The sequence below is a fragment of the Massilia sp. Masssp93 genome, assembly GCF_059491295.1.
On record NZ_CP168502.1, the window covers coordinates 5726872 to 5747373 of the forward strand.

The 20502-nt window shown below is 62.2% G+C and carries 12 protein-coding genes, 2 tRNA genes, 3 rRNA genes and 1 riboswitch; of the genes, 7 read left to right on the top strand and 10 right to left on the bottom strand.

Annotated features, from left to right (window positions below):
* Window positions 1-114: 114 nt before the first annotated feature.
* The gene (locus ACEN9Q_RS23840; protein WP_056448431.1) at window positions 115-1239 is read right to left on the bottom strand and encodes an aminopeptidase; all 1125 of its coding nucleotides are present in this window, start codon (window positions 1237-1239) and stop codon (window positions 115-117) included.
* Between the two features lie 9 nt (window positions 1240-1248).
* Window positions 1249-3330 carry a molybdopterin-containing oxidoreductase family protein gene (locus ACEN9Q_RS23845; RefSeq protein ID WP_495626271.1) on the bottom strand — a complete coding sequence of 694 codons (2082 nt, stop codon included), beginning with the start codon at window positions 3328-3330 and terminating at the stop codon, window positions 1249-1251.
* Window positions 3331-3449: 119 nt separating this feature from the next.
* On the opposite strand from ACEN9Q_RS23845, the gene ACEN9Q_RS23850 reads away from it, so the two are divergent.
* The gene (locus tag ACEN9Q_RS23850; protein WP_056448434.1) at window positions 3450-4649 is read left to right on the top strand and encodes a M20 aminoacylase family protein; all 1200 of its coding nucleotides are present in this window, start codon (window positions 3450-3452) and stop codon (window positions 4647-4649) included.
* Window positions 4650-4652: 3 nt separating this feature from the next.
* Here the strand turns inward: ACEN9Q_RS23850 and ACEN9Q_RS23855 are convergent, their stop codons facing one another.
* Complete coding sequence (locus ACEN9Q_RS23855; RefSeq protein WP_495626272.1) at window positions 4653-5552, bottom strand: NAD(P)-dependent oxidoreductase; 900 nt, start codon at window positions 5550-5552, stop codon at window positions 4653-4655.
* A 140-nt stretch (window positions 5553-5692) separates the two neighbouring features.
* Between ACEN9Q_RS23855 and ACEN9Q_RS23860 the strand changes: the two genes are divergently transcribed.
* On the top strand, window positions 5693-6241 hold the full coding sequence (locus tag ACEN9Q_RS23860; RefSeq protein WP_495626273.1) for an acyloxyacyl hydrolase: 549 nt from the start codon (window positions 5693-5695) through the stop codon (window positions 6239-6241).
* Between the two features lie 118 nt (window positions 6242-6359).
* Window positions 6360-7805 (top strand): DHA2 family efflux MFS transporter permease subunit, encoded by a 1446-nt coding sequence (locus ACEN9Q_RS23865; protein WP_056448440.1) that lies wholly within the window; start codon window positions 6360-6362, stop codon window positions 7803-7805.
* 4 nt (window positions 7806-7809) lie between these two features.
* On the opposite strand, the gene ACEN9Q_RS23870 is transcribed toward ACEN9Q_RS23865, so the two are convergent.
* The 7 genes from ACEN9Q_RS23870 to ACEN9Q_RS23900 all read right to left on the bottom strand — a co-directional run bounded on the left by ACEN9Q_RS23870 (window position 7810) and on the right by ACEN9Q_RS23900 (window position 15967).
* Window positions 7810-10200, bottom strand: a complete 2391-nt coding sequence (locus ACEN9Q_RS23870) for a penicillin acylase family protein (protein WP_495626274.1) — start codon at window positions 10198-10200, stop codon at window positions 7810-7812.
* A gap of 184 nt (window positions 10201-10384) precedes the next feature.
* Window positions 10385-10497: ribosomal RNA gene (gene rrf, locus ACEN9Q_RS23875) — 5S ribosomal RNA — on the bottom strand.
* 118 nt (window positions 10498-10615) lie between these two features.
* A 23S ribosomal RNA gene (locus ACEN9Q_RS23880) occupies window positions 10616-13492 on the bottom strand.
* A 241-nt stretch (window positions 13493-13733) separates the two neighbouring features.
* A tRNA-Ala gene (locus ACEN9Q_RS23885) sits at window positions 13734-13809 on the bottom strand.
* An 11-nt stretch (window positions 13810-13820) separates the two neighbouring features.
* Window positions 13821-13897: transfer RNA gene (locus tag ACEN9Q_RS23890), tRNA-Ile, on the bottom strand.
* Window positions 13898-13980: 83 nt separating this feature from the next.
* Window positions 13981-15509: ribosomal RNA gene (locus ACEN9Q_RS23895) — 16S ribosomal RNA — on the bottom strand.
* Together the 16S, 23S and 5S rRNA genes with 2 tRNA genes alongside form the textbook arrangement of a ribosomal RNA operon.
* A 266-nt stretch (window positions 15510-15775) precedes the next feature.
* Window positions 15776-15967: a hypothetical protein gene (locus ACEN9Q_RS23900; RefSeq protein WP_157201920.1), complete on the bottom strand. Its 192-nt coding sequence runs from the start codon at window positions 15965-15967 to the stop codon at window positions 15776-15778.
* Between the two features lie 9 nt (window positions 15968-15976).
* On the opposite strand from ACEN9Q_RS23900, the gene cobT reads away from it, so the two are divergent.
* The 4 genes from cobT to ACEN9Q_RS23920 all read left to right on the top strand — a co-directional run bounded on the left by cobT (window position 15977) and on the right by ACEN9Q_RS23920 (window position 20500).
* Window positions 15977-17011 carry a nicotinate-nucleotide--dimethylbenzimidazole phosphoribosyltransferase gene (gene cobT / locus ACEN9Q_RS23905; RefSeq protein ID WP_056442959.1) on the top strand — a complete coding sequence of 345 codons (1035 nt, stop codon included), beginning with the start codon at window positions 15977-15979 and terminating at the stop codon, window positions 17009-17011.
* Window positions 17011-17796, top strand: coding sequence for an adenosylcobinamide-GDP ribazoletransferase (locus ACEN9Q_RS23910; RefSeq protein ID WP_495626275.1), 786 nt, complete (start codon window positions 17011-17013; stop codon window positions 17794-17796). The genes cobT and ACEN9Q_RS23910 overlap by 1 nt, the downstream gene beginning before the upstream one ends.
* Window positions 17793-18326 (top strand): histidine phosphatase family protein, encoded by a 534-nt coding sequence (locus tag ACEN9Q_RS23915; protein WP_495626276.1) that lies wholly within the window; start codon window positions 17793-17795, stop codon window positions 18324-18326. Before ACEN9Q_RS23910 ends, ACEN9Q_RS23915 begins: the two co-directional genes overlap by 4 nt.
* Before the next feature lie 21 nt (window positions 18327-18347).
* Window positions 18348-18586, top strand: a riboswitch (cobalamin riboswitch).
* A 69-nt stretch (window positions 18587-18655) separates the two neighbouring features.
* Entirely contained in the window at window positions 18656-20500 is a 1845-nt protein-coding gene (locus tag ACEN9Q_RS23920) for a TonB-dependent receptor domain-containing protein (RefSeq protein ID WP_495626277.1), read from the top strand.
* The last annotated feature ends 2 nt before the right edge of the window (window positions 20501-20502 follow it).

The following is a 20502-nucleotide window of genomic DNA, read 5'->3' on the forward strand; positions in this document are numbered from 1 at the left end:
CTATTTGACAGTACGACCTAAAAAAATCGCACGGTCGTGCTGATATTGATAAACAAGATGCTATCGGGCAGCGCGCCCGGACGCAAGCACTTTTGCGTAATTCGAACAACGACTCTATCGATCCTGTGGCCGCGTTTCGCTGCGCTGTACCATCAACGGCGCCGTCACGAGCGGCGGCACCATCGCGTTCAGGATCCGGTGGCGGTCGGCGCTGTCCATGTCGGCCAGGCGTTTGACGGCCCCGTAAAACTTCGGAAAGCTGCCTTCGCGCTGCAACAGGACGCGGAATGCCGGCACGAAGTCTTCGTAGGTCGCGATCGAGGCCAGGTGGGCATTCGACAGCGGCTGGTCGAAGAAGCGATCATACCCCGCGTAGCCGCCCCAGTTGCCCTTGAGGACCTGGTATTCGTCCTTGAGCTCCTGGAACAGGCGCACCTTGACGGCGCGCTTTGCGGCATCGCTGCGGTCGACGACGGCGTAATTCTGCTCCAGCGCCTTGCGGTACTTCATCAACAACCCGAGGAAATCCTTCTTGCGGCTCCGGTAGCGCGCATAGGCGTCGCGCATCTGCGGGTTGCCGAAGCGTTCCATCCAGCGCTCGACGCCGACCTCTTCCACCGTCGAGGCGAACGATTCGTTGAATTGCGAATCGCCCTGCGCGTACACGATCTGGTGCGCCAGCTCGTGGAAGACCATGCGCGCCAGTTCGCCGTCCGGGTAGTTGATGAACGTCGAGATCAGCGGATCGCTGAACCAGCCGAGCGTCGAATACGCGGCCACGCCGCCGACCTCGACGTCGTCGCCCGCATCGCGCAGTTCCTGCGCATACGCCTGGGCCGCGGCCTTGCTGTAGTAGCCGCGGTAATTCACGCAGCCGGCCACGGGGAAGCACCATTGCAGGGGCCGCAGCGACAGCTCGGGCGTGGCGACGACGTTCCACAACACGTATTGCCGCTTCAGGGCCGCGTAGTTTTTGTAGCTGTTGTTGTCGGGTAAAGCCATTTCGGCAACTGCGAAGCGGCGGATCTGGCGCGCCGTCTCGAGGCGATGGCGCAGTTTGGTACTGGTGCCGGGGTCGGCGATCCAGTCATCGATCGGACGGGCGTCCGACAGGAGTTCAAGCTGGCCCTGGGCCGCCTGGGAGTAGTAGTTCAGCGTGGAACAGCTGGCCAGCAGCCCCGCCGCCGTGCCGGCGAACAGCACGGTGCGGAGCCACGGGGTAATCCGTGTAAGTTTCATATTTCCAGATCATGGTGCGGCCTTTTCAACCTGCACCAGCGTGTCGTAAAAGGTGGGCGCCCGGCCCATATCGGTCAGGCGCTGACTGGTGACTTCATTGGCGTTCTTGCCGTCGCTGGCGAGCTTCTTCCACCAGATCGACAGGCCGACCACGAGGCCGGCCCGCGCTTTGGCGGTGACCCGGGCGCGCGCGACGAACGCACCCCGGTCGTTGAAGATGCGTACCATCTCCTTATCGACGATGCCGCGGGAAGCGGCATCAAGAGGATGGATGTCCAGGTGCGGCTCACCTTCCGTTGCGCGGAGGCTCTGGACATTGACAAAGGTAGAGTTGAGGAAGTTCCTGGCCGGCGGAGAAATCATCGCCAACGGATATTTCTGCGCCAGTTCGGGCGTGGAAGCGACCGACTCGTAGTTCGGGATATAAGTCGGCAGCGGATCGAGGCCGTCGGCGAGCATCGAGCTCGAATAAAACTCGCACTTGCCGGACGGCGTGGGGAAACCGCCTTGCGCGAACGGCGCGGCCGGCACGTTCAGCTTTTGCCAGCCGGTGCGTTTCAGGGACGACCAGTCGAAGTGGACCGCGCGCTCGTTGTTCACGTCGAACGCCTTGGCCGCCAGTTCGTCGTCCGTCTCGTCGAAGGCCGCATCCGTGAAGCCCATGCGTTTTGCGAGCAGACGGAAGATTTCCGTATTCGGCCTGGATTCGCCCAGCGGCGCGATCGCCGCGTTATTCGCCATCATGTACAAGTGGCCGTAGGCGAGGTGCGCGTCGACGTGTTCCAGCTGCGTGGTGGCCGGCAGCAGGATGTCCGCGTAATCGGCGGTGTCGGTCTGGAAGTGTTCCAGCACCACGGTGAACAGATCCTCGCGCTCGAAGCCGCGCTGCACCTGCGCCGAATCCGGCGCGATCGCGAGGGGGTTCGAGTTGTACACGATGACGGCTTCGATCTTCGGGCCGAACGCGGGCGATGCGTCGCGTTGCAGGTCGGCGCCGATCGTGTTCATGTTGATCGTGCGCGGAAGCTTGCCGCGCAACAGGTCCGGGCGTTGCAGGACAATTTTATTGGCCGGGAACGTGCCCGACGTCGACAGCTGCACGCCGCCGGCCGCCAGGCGCCACGCGCCCACGAGGGCCGGCAGGCAGGCGATCGTACGCACGGCCATGCCGCCGCCGTGCACGCGCTGCAGGCCGTAGTTCATGCGGATCGCGACCGGCTCGCCCGCGCGCGCCGTGCGGCCGTATTCGCGCGCGAGGTCGACGACTTCATCGACCGTGATGCCGCACGTCTGCGCCGTGCGTTCCGGCGTCCATTCGGCCACGCGGTCCTTCAATTGCGCGAAGCCGAACGTGTATCGTTCGATGTAGTCGTGGTCGAGCAGGTTTTCCTTCACCAGCACGTGCATCATGCCCAGCGCCAGCGCGGCGTCCGTGCCCGGCATCAGCGCGATGTGCTGGTGACATTTTTCTGCCGTGAGGGAGCGATAGGGATCGATGGCGATCAATTTGGCGCCGCGGCGCTTCGCCTCCTGCAACCGCGTCCACAGGTGCAGGTTCGACGCGATCGGGTTGCCGCCCCAGATCAAGACCAGCTTCGCATCCTGGAACTGTTCGGTATCCGTGCCGATCGAACCGCCGATGGTGTATTTATAGCCGGTGGCGCCGGCGTTCGCGCACACGGTGCGGTCGAGAAAGGAGGCACCGAGCGTGTTGAAGAAGCGCATGGCCATCGCCTCGCCCTGCACCAGGCCCATCGTGCCGCAATAGCTGTACGGCAGGATCGCCTGCGGGTCGCGCGCGGCGATGGGTTGCAGGCGATTCGCAATCTCGTCGAGCGCCTGTTCCCACGTGATGCGTTCGAACTTGCCCTCTCCCTTCTTGCCGGTGCGGCGCATCGGGTACAGCAGGCGGTCGGGGTGGTACGTGCGTTCGATGTAGCGCGAGACCTTCGTGCACAACACGCCGGCCGTCGTCGGATGATCCGGATCGCCCTTGACCTCCGTGGCCACGCCGTCCTCCACGGTCACGAGGAGCGCGCAGGTATCGGGGCAGTCATGCGGGCAGGCGCCGCGGACGATGGTCTTGGTCATCGGATTCATCCAGAAAAGCGTCGATAAACCAGTACTTTATACGATTCCGGCGGCAGCCGTGGGGACCCTGGCATTGCACATGGTGGAAGGGCTACAATAGTTCAAAAGGAGAGAAACGAATGAGACTAGTCGAACCTATCCTCGCTTACCAGTCCGAGCTCGAAACGATCCGGCGCGACATCCACGCCCATCCCGAACTCTGCTACGAAGAACAACGCACGGCCGACGTGGTCGCACAACGCCTGACCGAATGGGGCATCCCCGTGGTGCGCGGCCTGGGCGTGACGGGCGTCGTCGGCATCATCAAGAACGGCACCTCGGACCGCGCCATCGGCCTGCGTGCCGACATGGATGCGCTGCCGATGCAGGAACTCAACACATTTGAGCACGCGTCGCGCCATGCCGGCAAGATGCATGCTTGCGGTCATGACGGCCACACAACGATGCTGTTGGGTGCAGCCCACTATCTGTCGCAGAACCGCAACTTCGACGGCACCGTCTACCTGATCTTCCAGCCCGCCGAAGAAGGCGGCGCGGGCGCGCGCCGCATGATGGACGACGGTTTGTTCGAGCGCTTTCCGATGGAAGCGGTGTACGGGATGCACAACTGGCCGGGCATCAAGACGGGCAGCTTCGGCGTCGTCGCGGGGCCGATGATGGCATCCAGTAACGAGTTCCGCGTCGTCGTGAAGGGCAAGGGCGCGCACGCCGCGCAGCCGCACCGCGGCATCGACCCCGTGATGGTCGCCGTGCAGATCGCGCAAGGTTGGCAGACCATCATCTCGCGCGAAAAGAACCCGCTGGACACGGCCGTGCTGTCGATCACGCAGATCCACGCCGGCAGCGCCACGAACGTCATCCCCGACGAAGCCGTCATGATCGGCACCGTGCGCACGTTCGCCACCGACGTCCTGGACCTGATCGAGCGGCGCATGCACGAGATCGCGGGCGGCCTCGCGGCGGGCTTCGGCGCCACCGTCGATTTCTCGTTCAAGCGCAATTACCCGCCCCTCATCAACCACCCGGAGCAGACGGCGTTCGCCGTGGAGGCCATGCGCGCGGTGGTGGGCGCGGACAACGTCGACACGAACGTCGAACCCACGATGGGCGCCGAGGACTTCGCGTTCATGCTGCAGGAAAAGCCGGGCTGCTATGTCTTCATCGGCAATGGCGACGGCGAGCACCGCATGGGTGGCCACGGCCTCGGACCGTGCCAGCTGCACAACGGCAGCTACGACTTCAACGACCAGCTGCTGCCGGTCGGGGCCAGCTTCTGGGCGAGATTGGTCGAGATGAGCCTGCCGTTGAAGCCCGCCTGAGGTTTACGGCAGCTGGTCCTCGGCCGTGCCGAGGCGCTTGCCGGGATTCATCCGTTCCAGCGCGATGAGGCCGGCGGCGTGGTCGGCGGACGGGATATCCCGTTCGATGGTTTCGTACTGCCGCGTCACCAATTCCGTCACGGGCAAGGTGACGCCGGCCGCGCTTGCTGCCGCCAGGATATTGCGCTGATCTTTCAGCTGCGTCTTGACCTGGCCGCCCGGCATGAAATTGCGCTCCAGCATGCGCTGGCCGTGGACTTCCAGCACGCGGCTGCCGGCAAAGCCTTTGCTGATCGCGTCGCGCACGGCGGCCGGATCGGCGCCGGCCGCTTCCGCCAGCAGCAGCGCTTCGGCCACCACATTGATCGTGGCGCCCACGATTAATTGATTGCACAGCTTGGCCACCTGGCCACTGCCGACGGGGCCGACGGCCTTCGGATTGCCCAGCACGCGCAGCACGGGTTCGGCCTGCGCGTAATCGGCGGCATCGGCGCCGGCCATGATCGCGAGCTGGCCCGCCTCCGCGCCGCCCACGCCGCCCGACACGGGAGAGTCGATGAAGCGGCAACCGGCCTGCTGCAAACGCGTGGCGAACGTCAGGGCTTCGTCCTGGCGCGTGGAACTCATGTCGATCCACAGCGTGCCCTTGGCGAGCGCCGGCAGGGCGCCGTCGATGACCTGGCCGACGATCGGCCCCGCTTCCAGCATCGAGATCACGATGTCGGCGCCGCGCACGGCGTCGTGCAGGTCGGCGTGCGGCGCGGCGCCCGTCGCGCGCAGGGCCTCGGCCTTGGCGGCCGTGCGGTTCCACACGCGCAGGGGATACCCGGCCCGGGCCAGCCGGGTCGCCATCGGCTTGCCCATCAGGCCGATGCCGAGAAATGCCACTGTCGGTAACGTCATTCCATCCTCACGAGTATTCATTGCCCATATTGTAACAATTGGCAGGGTGCCTACACCCCTTCATCGACCTCGCTACAATAGCGGTCTTGCCGTGAGCTTTCGCTTGCACGGCTCCACTTTTATCGCAAAGGCGTTTGTCCATGAAAAAAATCATCCGTTCCCTGGCGGCCGTGGCCGCGTTATTGGCCATGCAGGCGGGCCATGCCGCCGACGGCATGTTCGATTCGTCATCGGTGGAAGCCGGTGGCGGCGAACACGTGCAGGTCGTCCGTCTCGCGGTCCAGAAGGACTGGAACAAGAACTGGCTGCCGACCAGCGGCTACCACCTGTCCGGCTACTGGGACGCGAACGTCGCGTACTGGCGCGCCAACCAGTGGCTGGACGTGAAGGGCGAAAAGAAGGACCTGGCCGTGGTCGGCATCACGCCGGTGTTCCGCTGGGAAGCCGACAACAAGCTTGGCTTGTACGCCGACGCCGGCATCGGCGCCGCCGTGTTCTCCAGCGTGTACCGCAACACGCATCGCCAACTGTCGACCGCCTTCGAATTCGCCGACCACGTGGGCGTCGGCTATGTGTTCGCCAACAAATGGGAACTGGGCGCACGCCTGCAGCACTACTCGAACGGCGGCATCAAGCACCCGAACGGCGGCGTCAACCTGCTGCTGCTGAAAGCCGCCTACCACTATTAATCAAACCGGGGTCAGAGCCCGATTTTGGGCAATTTCCAAAAATCGGGCTCTGACCCCGGTGCTGCCTCGGGGACGGTTCAAGTCGGGGTTTCGGGTTTTATGTGACAATCGACTCCCGATGACCGATACCGACACCATCAAACGCTATCTCCCCTGGCTGGTGGCGACCGCGCTGTTCATGGAGCAGCTCGACGCCACCATCGTCAACACCGCGGTGCCCAGCATCGCGGCCAGCCTGCACGTCACGCCGCTCAGCCTCAAATCCGTCGTCACCAGCTATATCCTCAGCCTGGCCGTGGGCATCCCGGTCAGCGGCTGGATGGCCGACCGCTTCGGCACGCGCCGCGTGTTCTTCACGGCGATCGCGATCTTCACGGTGGCGTCGGTGCTGTGCGGGCTGTCGCTGAACGCGCCGATGATGGTGGCGGCCCGCCTGCTGCAAGGGCTGGGCGGGGCGATGATGATGCCGGTGGGACGTTTATCGATCATTCGCACGTTTCCCAAGAACGAGCTGCTGGGTGCGATGAACTTCGTGATCCTGCCGGCGCTGATCGGGCCCCTGCTGGGGCCGACGGTCGGCGGCCTGATCGTGCACTGGACGTCGTGGCGCGCCATTTTCTTCGTCAACGTTCCGGTCGGCCTGCTGGCGCTGTTCCTCGTCTGGCGCCACATGCCGGACTATCACGGCGCCGAGCCGCGCCCGCTGGACGTGATCGGGCTGATCCTGTTCAGCTCGGGCACGGCGATCCTGTCCTGGCTGCTGGAAATCTTCGGCGAGCACACGCTCGACCCCATGACGGCCGGCCTGATGCTGGCGCTGTCCGTCGCCCTGCTGGCGGCATACGCCTGGCACGCGAGCGAGTCCCAGTTCCCGCTGCTGCGGCTGACCTTGCTGAAGGTGCGCACGTTCCGCATCTCGGTGCTGGGCGGCTTCATCACGCGCCTGGGCATCGGCGGCCTGCCGTTTTTGCTGCCGCTGCTGTACCAGCTGGGGCTGAAACTGGCGCCGTGGCAATCCGGCCTGCTGATGATGCCGACGGCCGCCGCCGCGATGGGCATGAAGCTGATCGCTCCCAAAGTGCTGGCGCGCTTCGGCTACCGCCAGGTGCTCGTGTTCAACACGATCTGCATCGGCCTGACGATCGGCCTGTTCTCGCTGGTGGGCGCGAATACGCCCTGGTACGCGATCGCCGGCATCGGCCTGCTGCAGGGCTTCTTCAACTCGCTGCAATTCTCGAGCATGAACACGCTGGCCTATGCCGACGTCGACCCCAAGGATTCGAGCATGGCCAGCACGATCGCCTCGTCGTTCCAGCAATTGTCGATGAGCTTCGGCCTGGCCGCCGGCTCGCTCGTGACGGCGTGGTTCCTGGGCCGCGTGCCGCAGACGGACCAGGTGATGGTCACCCGGGCGCTGCACCACGCGTTCATTACCCTGGCCCTGATGACGATGCTGTCGTCCATCGTCTTCGCCCGCCTGCGCCGCGGCGACGGCGAAAGCATCACCAGGAGCAAGGCGGCCACCGCGGTGGCCCAGGATCCGGCGCCGCTGTCGCAAGCCTGACGTATTACTCGGTCAGCGTCACGGTCGTGCGGTTCGGATCGGCCTTGATGCTGGCCTCGCTGAAGGGCAGCGCCGGCCACTCCTTGCGCGAATACGGCCCGAGCTGGTCCGCGTAATACGGCGACTTGGGATCGGTCGACTGGCCATACACGAGCAGCGCGTTCGCGACCGGGCCGGCGTCGTCGAACGTCACGGTCTGCACATAACTCGTGCCCCAGTAGACGTTGTTGTAGCCGGTGGCCGTCAGGCCCGTGCTCATCTTCAGCGAATTGTACGACCCGTCGAGATCGCCCACGCCGCCGTGCAGCGGCGTCCGCACGCCATTGCGCGTTTCGCCCTGGTAATCGCCCAGCTTGCCGTCGAGCGGGACGTTCAGCGACTGCAGCCGCAGCGCCGCATTCTTCAGCGCCGCGAACATGGCCGGCAGCGCAGCGGTCGCGACGCCGTTGGGCGTATGCACCGGGTCGGCCGGATCGAGCGGCACCTTCCATTTATTGGGAATCTGCGACGCCGCGTTCCAGAATTCGCGGAACAGCACGGCACCCCGGCTGTCGATGTTCGCGTGACGATCCCACGCGGCGAGGACGGTGCAGGCCTGGGCCAGCGTCGCGTCGTCCGTCGGGCAGGCCGGCAGCAGGTCCGGCAGCACGACCTCGGCGGCATAGATGCGGTCGGCGAACACGAGCGTCTGCAGGTCGGACAGCTGGAATTTGTGGCCTTGCTGCGCCAGTTCCTCGAACTGGATGAAGCCGATGCGCGTGCGCAGGCGCTGTTCGACGCGCGTCTTGCCGTACAGCGGAGAATATCCCAGCGGCGCCGGGCCCGTGAGCAGGGAACGGGCGTTGGTCAGCCAGTAGCTGTCGTTCGAGTTCCCCACATAATCCGTGCGCAGCATCGAAGGCGCATTCGCGGGCGAGAAGATGCCTGCGGGCGTGTTGGCGTCCTGGCCCCACGCGCAGGCGCTGCGCGAGCCGTCGAACAGCACGAGTGCGGGCATGAGCAGGCAGCTTCCGGCGAACTTGTCCGTCGTGACGTTCGGGACGACGCTCGCATCCGCATACAGCGCGTTGCCGGCGCGGTCGGCCGCGATGGTGTTCACCCACGGCAGGCCGACGACGGTGTCCAGCGACGATTTGAGGGCCTGGACGCTCGTCGCGGTGCCGATCCCCAGCCACTGTTCGAGCATGCGCGTATTGCCGCGGTTCGGGTCGGCGAGGACGTATGCCGTGGTGCTGTTCCACGCCAGTCCCGCTTCCGGCTTGACGATCACGGCGCCCTGCTTGCTGAAGTAAAACGTCTTGCTGCGCTTCGTCGTCGTACCGTCCGGCATGAGGATGTCGACGGACACGGTCTTCGACGTCATCTTCGACCGTTCACCGTCCACGAGATAAGTCGTGCCCGTGGCATCGCCCGCATCGAGGGCCAGTTTGAACGTCGTGAAGTGCGTCGCTGCCGTGACGGTGTGCGACCACGCGACATCCTTGTTGAACCCGATGACGACGGCCGGCATCCCGCCCAGTACGGCGCCCATCACGTCGTAGCGGCCGGGCACGGTGAGGTGCGCCTGGTAGAAACGGTCGGTACTCGTCCAGGGGAAGTGCGGATTGCCGAGCAGGAGCCCGTGTCCGCTGGCCGACAAATCCTTGCCGACGGCCAGCGCGTTGCTGCCGAAGCCCTGGTGCACCACTTTATCCAGCCGCGCGAGGAGGAAGGCCGGATCGAGCTTGCGCTGCGGCCTGCGCGACGCCACCGTTGCGTTCCCATCACGCGCCCCGGCCACGACTTCCTTCGCGAACACTTCGCCCGACGCGTGCAGCGCCTTCTCGGCCAGGACGAGGTACATGTCGTCGACCGTCATCGGTTTCACCCATTTCGCGTTGTTGCACGCCGCGGGATATTTGCCGCTGTTGTCCTTCAGGTAGCGGTTGTAGCCGGCGACATAGCCTTCCAGCAGATCACGCGGCTCCTTCGCCCCTGCGGCATAGCCGGCGCGCAGCTGGTCGACGTCGAGATAGCCCTTGAAGAAGAAGTCGCTGTCCTCGTTCTTGAGATCCATGAAGCCGCTGGCGGCACCGTATTCGTCGTCCTTGCGAGCCGTCGCATGGGCGTCGCCGCCGAAGAATTGCGATCGTTCGCCGCGTACCGTCAGCAAGGAATCGGCAAACATGCACAGGTTGTCCTGCGCATAAGCATAGGCAAGGCCATAGCCGAGGCTGCGGAAGTCCGCGGCTTTGACGTGCACCACGCCGTGCGTCGTGCGGGTGACTTCGGCGCTGAACTGGGGTGGTGGCGTTGGGATGGACGACGGATCGTCGCTGGCATGGTGGCCGCACGCGGCGAGCGTGGCGCCCAGGGCGACAGTGGCGATTGCAGGAAAAACCCGATTGAAGTACATGCGGCTCCTTATAGGTAGATAAGCATTCGGTCAGCCAACGATGCTAGCTGTTTTTGCTTTTTCCACAACTACTGGAATACCAGCTTGTCAGGTTTCGATTTTTCCGATTCAAATATGTTTTTTATTGCGCACCAAAGCAAAAAGCCCGCTCAGTATCAACTGAGCGGGCTTCTGCATATAACTAGCCTGACGATAACCTACTTTCACACTGGTTGCAGCACTATCATCGGCGCAAAGTCGTTTCACGGTCCTGTTCGGGATGGGAAGGGGTGGTACCGACTTGCTATGGTCATCAGGCATAACTTGTACGGGTATCGTCCATGTGGACGCTACCCTGAATCTGGAAGAAGTAGTTTTAATCTGTTGTGTCAACAAACAGCTGAACCCTTGTATTGGCAATGACTGCCAAGGTTATAGGGACAAGCCGTACGGGCAATTAGTATCGGTTAGCTTAATGCATTACTGCACTTCCACACCCGACCTATCAACGTCCTGGTCTCGAACGACCCTTCAAGGAGCTCAAGGCTCCGGGAAATCTCATCTCAAGGCGAGTTTCCCGCTTAGATGCTTTCAGCGGTTATCTCTTCCGAACTTAGCTACCCGGCAATGCCACTGGCGTGACAACCGGTACACCAGAGGTTCGTCCACTCCGGTCCTCTCGTACTAGGAGCAGCCCCCTTCAAATTTCCAACGCCCACGGCAGATAGGGACCAAACTGTCTCACGACGTTTTAAACCCAGCTCACGTACCACTTTAAATGGCGAACAGCCATACCCTTGGGACCGGCTACAGCCCCAGGATGTGATGAGCCGACATCGAGGTGCCAAACTCCCCCGTCGATATGAACTCTTGGGAGGAATCAGCCTGTTATCCCCAGAGTACCTTTTATCCGTTGAGCGATGGCCCTTCCATACAGAACCACCGGATCACTATGTCCTACTTTCGTACCTGCTCGACTTGTCGGTCTCGCAGTTAAGCACGCTTATGCCATTGCACTATTAGCACGATGTCCGACCGTACCTAGCGTACCTTCGAACTCCTCCGTTACACTTTAGGAGGAGACCGCCCCAGTCAAACTGCCTACCATGCACTGTCCCCGACCCGGATTACGGGCCAAGGTTAGAACCTCAAACGAACCAGGGTGGTATTTCAAGGTTGGCTCCACGAGAACTGGCGTCCCCGCTTCAAAGCCTCCCACCTATCCTACACAGATTGGTTCAAAGTCCAATGCAAAGCTACAGTAAAGGTTCATGGGGTCTTTCCGTCTAGCCGCGGGTAGATTGCATCATCACAAACATTTCAACTTCGCTGAGTCTCGGGAGGAGACAGTGTGGCCATCGTTACGCCATTCGTGCAGGTCGGAACTTACCCGACAAGGAATTTCGCTACCTTAGGACCGTTATAGTTACGGCCGCCGTTTACTGGGACTTCAATCAAGAGCTTGCACCCCATCATTTAATCTTCCAGCACCGGGCAGGCGTCACACCCTATACGTCCACTTTCGTGTTTGCAGAGTGCTGTGTTTTTATTAAACAGTCGCAGCCACCAGTTTATTGCAACCCTTTCACCCTTCTGCAGTAAAGCAGTCAAGCTACCGGGGCGTACCTTATCCCGAAGTTACGGTACCAATTTGCCGAGTTCCTTCTCCCGAGTTCTCTCAAGCGCCTTAGAATACTCATCTCGCCCACCTGTGTCGGTTTGCGGTACGGTCTCGTATGACTGAAGCTTAGAGGCTTTTCTTGGAACCACTTCCGATTGCTTCGTGTCACAAGGACACCCGTCTCGACCCCTTGAATTACGTGCCCGGATTTGCCTAAGCACCTTCTATGAGTCAAAAACCAACTATTCCAACAGTTGGACAACCTTCCGCGATCCGTCCCCCCATCGCATCATACGACGGTGCAGGAATATTAACCTGCTTCCCATCAGCTACGCATCTCTGCCTCGCCTTAGGGGCCGACTCACCCTGCTCCGATGAACGTTGAACAGGAAACCTTGGGCTTTCGGCGAGAGGGCTTTTCACCCTCTTTATCGCTACTCATGTCAGCATTCGCACTTCCGATACCTCCAGCATCCTTTACAAGACACCTTCTCAGGCTTACGGAACGCTCTCCTACCATATGTGCAAGCACATATCCGCAGCTTCGGTGACTGGCTTAGCCCCGTTACATCTTCCGCGCAGGACGACTCGATCAGTGAGCTATTACGCTTTCTTTAAATGATGGCTGCTTCTAAGCCAACATCCTGACTGTTTTAGCCTTCCCACTTCGTTTTCCACTTAGCCAATCTTTGGGACCTTAGCTGGCGGTCTGGGTTGTTTCCCTCTTGACGCCGGACGTTAGCACCCGACGTCTGTCTCCCAAGCTCGCACTCACCGGTATTCGGAGTTTGCAATGGTTTGGTAAGTCGCAATGACCCCCTAGCCATAACAGTGCTCTACCCCCGGTGGTGATACTTGAGGCACTACCTAAATAGTTTTCGGAGAGAACCAGCTATTTCCAGGTTTGTTTAGCCTTTCACCCCTACCCACAGCTCATCCCCTAATTTTTCAACATTAGTGGGTTCGGACCTCCAGGGCGTGTTACCGCACCTTCATCCTGGCCATGGGTAGATCACCTGGTTTCGGGTCTACACCCAGCGACTGTCGCCCTGTTCGGACTCGATTTCTCTACGGCTCCCCTATTCGGTTAACCTCGCCACTGAATGTAAGTCGCTGACCCATTATACAAAAGGTACGCCGTCACCCCACGAAGAGGCTCCGACTGTTTGTATGCACACGGTTTCAGGATCTATTTCACTCCCCTCCCGGGGTTCTTTTCGCCTTTCCCTCACGGTACTGGTTCACTATCGGTCGATTACGAGTATTTAGCCTTGGAGGATGGTCCCCCCATATTCAGACAGGATTTCTCGTGTCCCGCCCTACTTGTCGTACGCTTAGTATCACCGGTCTGATTTCGTGTAAGGGGCTATCACCCTCTATGGCCAGCATTTCCAGGCTGTTCCACTATCAGTCCGACTATCACGTACAAGGCTCTTCCCATTTCGCTCGCCACTACTTTGGGAATCTCGGTTGATTTCTTTTCCTGCAGCTACTTAGATGTTTCAGTTCGCCGCGTTCGCTTCGCATACCTATGTATTCAGTATGCGATGACCTAAAAGGCCGGGTTTCCCCATTCGGAAATCTGCGGATCAAAGTGTGTTTGCTCACTCCCCGCAGCTTATCGCAAGCTACTACGTCCTTCATCGCCTGTAATCGCCAAGGCATCCACCATGTGCACTTATTCACTTGTCCCTATAACGTTGGCCCCTGCAGTCTTTCCGAAGGAAAGACGAGAAGGGAACGTCATATCGACAAGAGTTCAGCTTACTTTGTTTGTTGATACATACAGATTACTACCCTAAGTGTCCAATACATCTTTCGATGCGTTGAACGCTTAAAGAAAACTTTACTTCTTCCAGATTGTTAAAGAACGAGAACTACACTTATCGAAACTCAGCTTCGCTGGGCTTGGATAAATGCAGTGAACAAGAGTTGGTGGAGGATGACGGGATCGAACCGACGACCCCCTGCTTGCAAAGCAGGTGCTCTCCCAGCTGAGCTAATCCCCCGACGCATAACGTGGTAGGGCTGGTTGGACTCGAACCAACGACCCCCGCGTTATCAACACGGTGCTCTAACCAGCTGAGCTACAGCCCCGAAAACTCTTCTCGTTTAACTTTATAACAGCCGATAAGCGTAGGCGCTTGATGATCGAGCTCGCGCTCGCAGTGCTACTCTAGAAAGGAGGTGATCCAGCCGCACCTTCCGATACGGCTACCTTGTTACGACTTCACCCCAGTCACGAATCCTACCGTGGTAAGCGCCCTCCTTGCGGTTAAGCTACCTACTTCTGGTAAAACCCGCTCCCATGGTGTGACGGGCGGTGTGTACAAGACCCGGGAACGTATTCACCGCGACATGCTGATCCGCGATTACTAGCGATTCCAACTTCACGCAGTCGAGTTGCAGACTGCGATCCGGACTACGATACACTTTCTGGGATTAGCTCCCCCTCGCGGGTTGGCGGCCCTCTGTATGTACCATTGTATGACGTGTGAAGCCCTACCCATAAGGGCCATGAGGACTTGACGTCATCCCCACCTTCCTCCGGTTTGTCACCGGCAGTCTCATTAGAGTGCCCTTTCGTAGCAACTAATGACAAGGGTTGCGCTCGTTGCGGGACTTAACCCAACATCTCACGACACGAGCTGACGACAGCCATGCAGCACCTGTGTTCAGGCTCCCTTTCGGGCACCCTCCAATCTCTCGGAGGTTCCTGACATGTCAAGGGTAGGTAAGGTTTTTCGCGTTGCATCGAATTAATCCACATCATCCACCGCTTGTGCGGGTCCCCGTCAATTCCTTTGAGTTTTAATCTTGCGACCGTACTCCCCAGGCGGTCTACTTCACGCGTTAGCTGCGTTACCAAGTCAATTAAGACCCGACAACTAGTAGACATCGTTTAGGGCGTGGACTACCAGGGTATCTAATCCTGTTTGCTCCCCACGCTTTCGTGCATGAGCGTCAATCTTGACCCAGGGGGCTGCCTTCGCCATCGGTGTTCCTCCACATCTCTACGCATTTCACTGCTACACGTGGAATTCTACCCCCCTCTGCCAGATTCAAGCCTTGCAGTCTCCATCGCAATTCCCAGGTTAAGCCCGGGGCTTTCACGACAGACTTACAAAACCGCCTGCGCACGCTTTACGCCCAGTAATTCCGATTAACGCTTGCACCCTACGTATTACCGCGGCTGCTGGCACGTAGTTAGCCGGTGCTTATTCTTCAGGTACCGTCATTAGCTCCAGGTATTATCCAGAACCGTTTCTTCCCTGACAAAAGAGCTTTACAACCCGAAGGCCTTCTTCACTCACGCGGCATTGCTGGATCAGGCTTGCGCCCATTGTCCAAAATTCCCCACTGCTGCCTCCCGTAGGAGTCTGGGCCGTGTCTCAGTCCCAGTGTGGCTGGTCGTCCTCTCAGACCAGCTACTGATCGTCGCCTTGGTGAGCCTTTACCTCACCAACTAGCTAATCAGATATCGGCCGCTCCAGGAGCATGAGGCCCGAAGGTCCCCCACTTTCATCCTTGGATCGTATGCGGTATTAGCGTAACTTTCGCTACGTTATCCCCCACTCTTGGGTACGTTCCGATATATTACTCACCCGTTCGCCACTCGCCGCCAGGTTGCCCCGCGCTGCCGTTCGACTTGCATGTGTAAAGCATGCCGCCAGCGTTCAATCTGAGCCAGGATCAAACTCTTCAGTTTAATCTCTGTTTTTGCTGCTTTCGCAGCAGATCGCTCACTCAAAATACTGACCGTTACTCATTGCTGAGCAACGTATTTCTTTTGTGTGAACATTTGATAATTTAAGCATTCAGCACCCAAAAGGATGCTGGCACTTCATCAAACGCCCACACTTATCGACTGTTGATTGTTAAAGAACTGTATTCGGTACTGCCTTGCTGCATTTGCGAATCGTTTTGTTCGTCAGCAGCAGAGGAGCGAGAGTATGCAGCACATCGTTTAACTCGTCAACCCCTCTTTTTCTTCAGCGCAAGCGGCGTTGTCAAAACCCCGATTTCAACTGTTTGATTTAGCTGAAATTTCTTGCGCTGCAGAAGCAGGACGCGAACTATAGCAAACCGGATCGGGGATATGCAAGGGGGCTGCGGTAAGAATTCTCCAGTTGCTTGTGTGCTATCTTTGCCGCCTTCCTTATCCATGGAGCTCCCATGCGCCTCCCGCACATCGCCCCCACGGCCGATCCCGACCTCGCCCTGCGACTCTCTGCCGCCATCAATAACAAAACCAAACCGCTCGGCAGCCTCGGCGCGCTCGAACGCCTGGCCAGCCGCCTGGGCTTGATCCAGCGCACGGTCGCGCCCACGATCGAGCAGCCGGCGATCCTCGTGTTCGCCGGCGACCATGGCGTCGTCGCGGAAGGCGTCTCGGCCTATCCGCAGGACGTCACCTGGCAGATGGTCGAGAACTTCCTCGCCCAAGGCGCCGCCATCAATGTGTTCGCGCGCCAGAACGGCATCGATCTGCACGTCGTGGATGCGGGCGTCAATCACGAATTCGGCGTGCGCGCCGGCCTCGTCGACCGCAAGGTGGCGCGCGGCACACGCAATTTTGCGCGCGAGCCGGCGATGACGCCCGAGCAGTGCGCGGCCGCGCTGGAGCACGGCGCCGCGCTCGCGGCCGACCTGCCCGGCAACGTGGTCGGCTTCGGCGAGATGGGCATCGGGAACACGACGGCGGCAGCCGCCCTGATGCACAAGCTGACCGGGCTCCCCGTCGCGGACTGCGTCGGCGCCGGCACCGGCCTGTCGCCGGACGGCGTGCTGCACAAGCAGCGCGTGATCGAGGCGGCCGTCCGGCACCACGCCGGCGTCGATGATCCGCTCGCCGTGCTGGCGGCGTTCGGCGGCTTCGAGATCGCGATGATGGCCGGCGCGATGCTCAAGGCGGCCGCGCTGCGCAAGGTGCTGCTGATCGACGGCTTCATCGTGACGAGCGCCCTGCTCGCGGCGGCGCGCATCGAACCCGCGATCCTGGACTACTGCGTGTTCGCGCACTGCTCGGACGAATCCGGCCACCGCCGCATGCTCGACGCGCTCGGCGCCGAGCCCCTGCTGCACCTGAACCTGCGCCTGGGCGAAGGCACGGGCGCCGCGCTGGCCCTGCCGCTGCTGCACGCGGCCGCGAACTTCCTGAACGAGATGGCCACGTTCGAATCGGCCAGCGTCAGCGAAAAGTCGGCCTGATGCAGCAACTGCGCCTGTTCTTCATCGCCCTGCAGTTCTTCACGCGCTTGCCGATCCCGGGCTGGGTCGGCTTCGAAGCCAGCTGGCTGCAGCATGCGTCGCGCTACTTCCCGCTCGTCGGCGTCGTCGTGGCCTCGATCGCGGCGGCCGTGTATTACGCCGCCGCGCTCGTGCTGCCGGGGCCCGTGGCTGCGGTGCTGTCGACCGCGGCCTCGATCTGGATCACGGGCGCGTTCCATGAAGACGGCTTTGCCGACACCTGCGACGGCCTCGGTGGCGGCATGACGAAGGAACGGGCGCTGGAGATCATGAAGGATTCGCGCGTCGGCGCATACGGCGCGATCGGCATCGTGTGCATGCTGGCGACCAAGCTGTCCGCACTGGCGCTGCTGCCGCCGCGCGTGGCCGTGTCCACGCTGTTCGTCGCGCATCCGTTCTCGCGCCTCGCGGCGACGGCGCTGATCTGGAAGCTGAAATACGTGCGCGGCGAAGGCAAGGCCAAACCGCTGGCGCAGCAGATGACGACCGCCGAATTCGCGATCGCGGCGCTGACGTGCGCGCTGCCGCCGGCGTGCGTGCTCGCCCTCGGCTGGATGACACCGGCCGCCATGCTGGCCGCCGTGCTGGCCGCGCTGGCCGCCGCGCTGTGGCTGGGCCGCCTGTTCGTGCGCCGCCTCGGCGGCTACACGGGCGACTGCCTCGGCGCCGTGCAGCAACTGGCCGAAGCGCTGGCCTATCTTGCCGTGCTGGCGACGCTGGGCCACGGCGCCTGGACCGCGGCATGACGCGGTATCTGGTGCGCCATCCGCGGCCGGACGTGGCGCCGGGCCTGTGCTACGGCGCCAGCGACGTGCCCGTGCCCGAAGCGGAGCTCGCGCGTGTGCACGCCACGCTGGTGGAACGCGGGCTGCACGACCTGCCCGTCTACGCCAGCCCGCTGCAACGTTGTGCCCTGCTGGCCGAACGACTCGTGCCTGGCCGCGTGACGTTCGATGCGCGCCTGGCCGAGATGGATTTCGGCGCGTGGGAGCTGCGCCCCTGGTCCGCGATCCCGCGCGCCGACGTCGACGCCTGGACCGCCGACCTGCTCCACTACCGTCCCGGCGGCGCGGAGAACGTGCTCGACGTGGCGCGCCGCGTGCATGCCTTCGTCGACGATCTGCGTGTCACCGCCGCGCTGATCGTCTGCCACGCCGGCACCATCCGCCTGCTGGCGGCCCTGCATGGCGGCGCATCGCTGGAACAGGCCGCGCTGCAGGCGGCGCGGACGCCCCATCGCATCGGCTACGGCGACGTCGTCGTGCTGAAAGACTGACAACGGCGCACACCAAACGCCGTATAATGTCGGCGTTTTGGTGCTCGCGCCCGATCTCTCGGGCGCAGTTAAACGGGAAACACGAAGCCTCGCTCTCACGAGCAAGCGCCAACGTGTGCTGCCCCCGCAACGGTAAGCAAGTGCCGCCCGCGTTCGACGCGTGCGCGGCAACCGTCTCCACATACCACTGTGCATCCGCATGGGAAGGTCGGACGGCCATACTTGCCAGCCCGGATACCGGCCAAAAGGTGGAAGCGCGCGGCTCGTCCCGCGCTTCTGTTCACCTGGCTGACGGGGACGTCGGCCGGTTGTCCGTTACGTAGATCATCATGTCCTTTCCCGTTTCCCGGCAGGCGGCCGCGCTGTCGCTCGCACTCGTTGCCGCCGCATCGGTCCGCGCCGATCCCATGCCCGACACCGTCGTCGTCACCGCCAATCGCACGCCGCAGCGCGCCGGCGACGTCATTCCCGACACCATCGTCGTCACGAGCGACGACATCGCCCGCGCCGGCGCCGGCTCCGTCGCCGACGTGCTGCGCCGCCAGCGCGGCATCGAGATCGGCCGCAACGGCGGCGCCGGCACCAACACGACCGTCTTCCTGCGCGGCGCCAACAGCAACCAGGTCGTCGTGCTCGTCGACGGCGTGCGCATCGGCGCCGCGACCACCGGCGCGGCCGCGTGGAATGCCCTGCCGCTGTCGTCCATCGACCATATCGAGATCGTCTACGGGCCACTGAGCGCCCTGTACGGCGCGGACGCCATCGGCGGCGTCGTGCAGATCTTCACGAAGCAGAGCGGCGGCCGTCCCGCCTTCAGCGCCGGCGCGGGCGGCGGCACGTACGGCACGAACCAGTACGACGCGAGTGTGCACGGCGCGACGGGCGGCGAGCACGGCGTGACGTATGCGCTTTCGGGCGCGCGCGAAGAATCGGACGGCTTCTCGGCCACGCGCCCCGGTGCATACGGCTACAACGGTGACGCCGACGGCTATACGCGCAACAGCGTCAACGGCCGCGTCGCGCTGGGCCTGGCGGAAGGCCACGAGATCGGCGCACAATTCCTGCAGAGCCGTCTGAACGCGCAGTACGACAGCGGCAGCCCGGCCTTCGACGCGCACAACATCCAGGAAGTCGACAGCTATGCCGTCTTCCTGAACGACCGCGTCCGGCCCAACTGGCGCAGCAGCGTCCAGCTGGCGCGCTCGGAAGATAAACTGGGGAGCTTCACGAGCACGGCGCCTTCCGGCACGTCGCAGCTGAACACGCGCCAGGACGAATTCACGTGGCAGAACACGTTCGACCTGGACGGCGACACGCTGCAGGTACTGGCCGGCCACCGCAAGGAACAGGTGCTGTCCAGTGCCGTCAAGGACGTCAACCGCACACGCATCACGAATTCGGTCTCGGTCGCGTACGACCTGCGCCGCGGCAGCCACCTGCTCGACGTCAGCGCGCGCACCGACCGCTCCGAATACGGGGCGAAGACGACGGGCGCGGCCGGCTACGGCTACGAATTCACGAACGACCTGCGCGCCACGGCCAGCTTCGGCACGAGCTTTCGCGCGCCCACGTTCAACGAGTTGTACTACCCGAACTACGGCCTGTCGAGCAACAGGCCGGAACGAGGCCGCAACGTGGAAGCGGGCGTGCAATACCGCGTGGCCGGTGTCGACCTGCAGGCGAATTACTACCGCAACCGCTTGACCGACATGATCGTATCCGTCACGCCGTGCCCGGGCCATCCCGGCGGCAGCTGCGCCTACAACGTCGACCATGCGCTGCTGGAAGGCCTGACGCTGGCGGCAAGCGCCCGCATCGGCGCCCTCGACCTGCGCGCCAGCGCCGATCTGCAGGACCCGCGCGACGACACCACCGGCAAACAGCTGGCCCGCCGCGCGCGCCGCCACGCCAGCGTCGCCGCCGACTACAGCGTGGGCCAGGTGGACGCCGGCGTCGAGCTGCAGGCATCCGGCCGCCGCTTCGACGATGCCGCCAACGCCAACCGCCTCGGCGGCTACGGCCTGCTGAACCTGTACACTACCTGGCACATGACGCGCGACTGGTCGCTGCTGGTCCGTGTCGACAATGCCGCCGACAAAGCCTACGAACTGGCGCGCAACTACGGCACCGCCGGGCGCACCTGGTTCGCGGGCTTTCGCTACGCCAGCCGCTGATC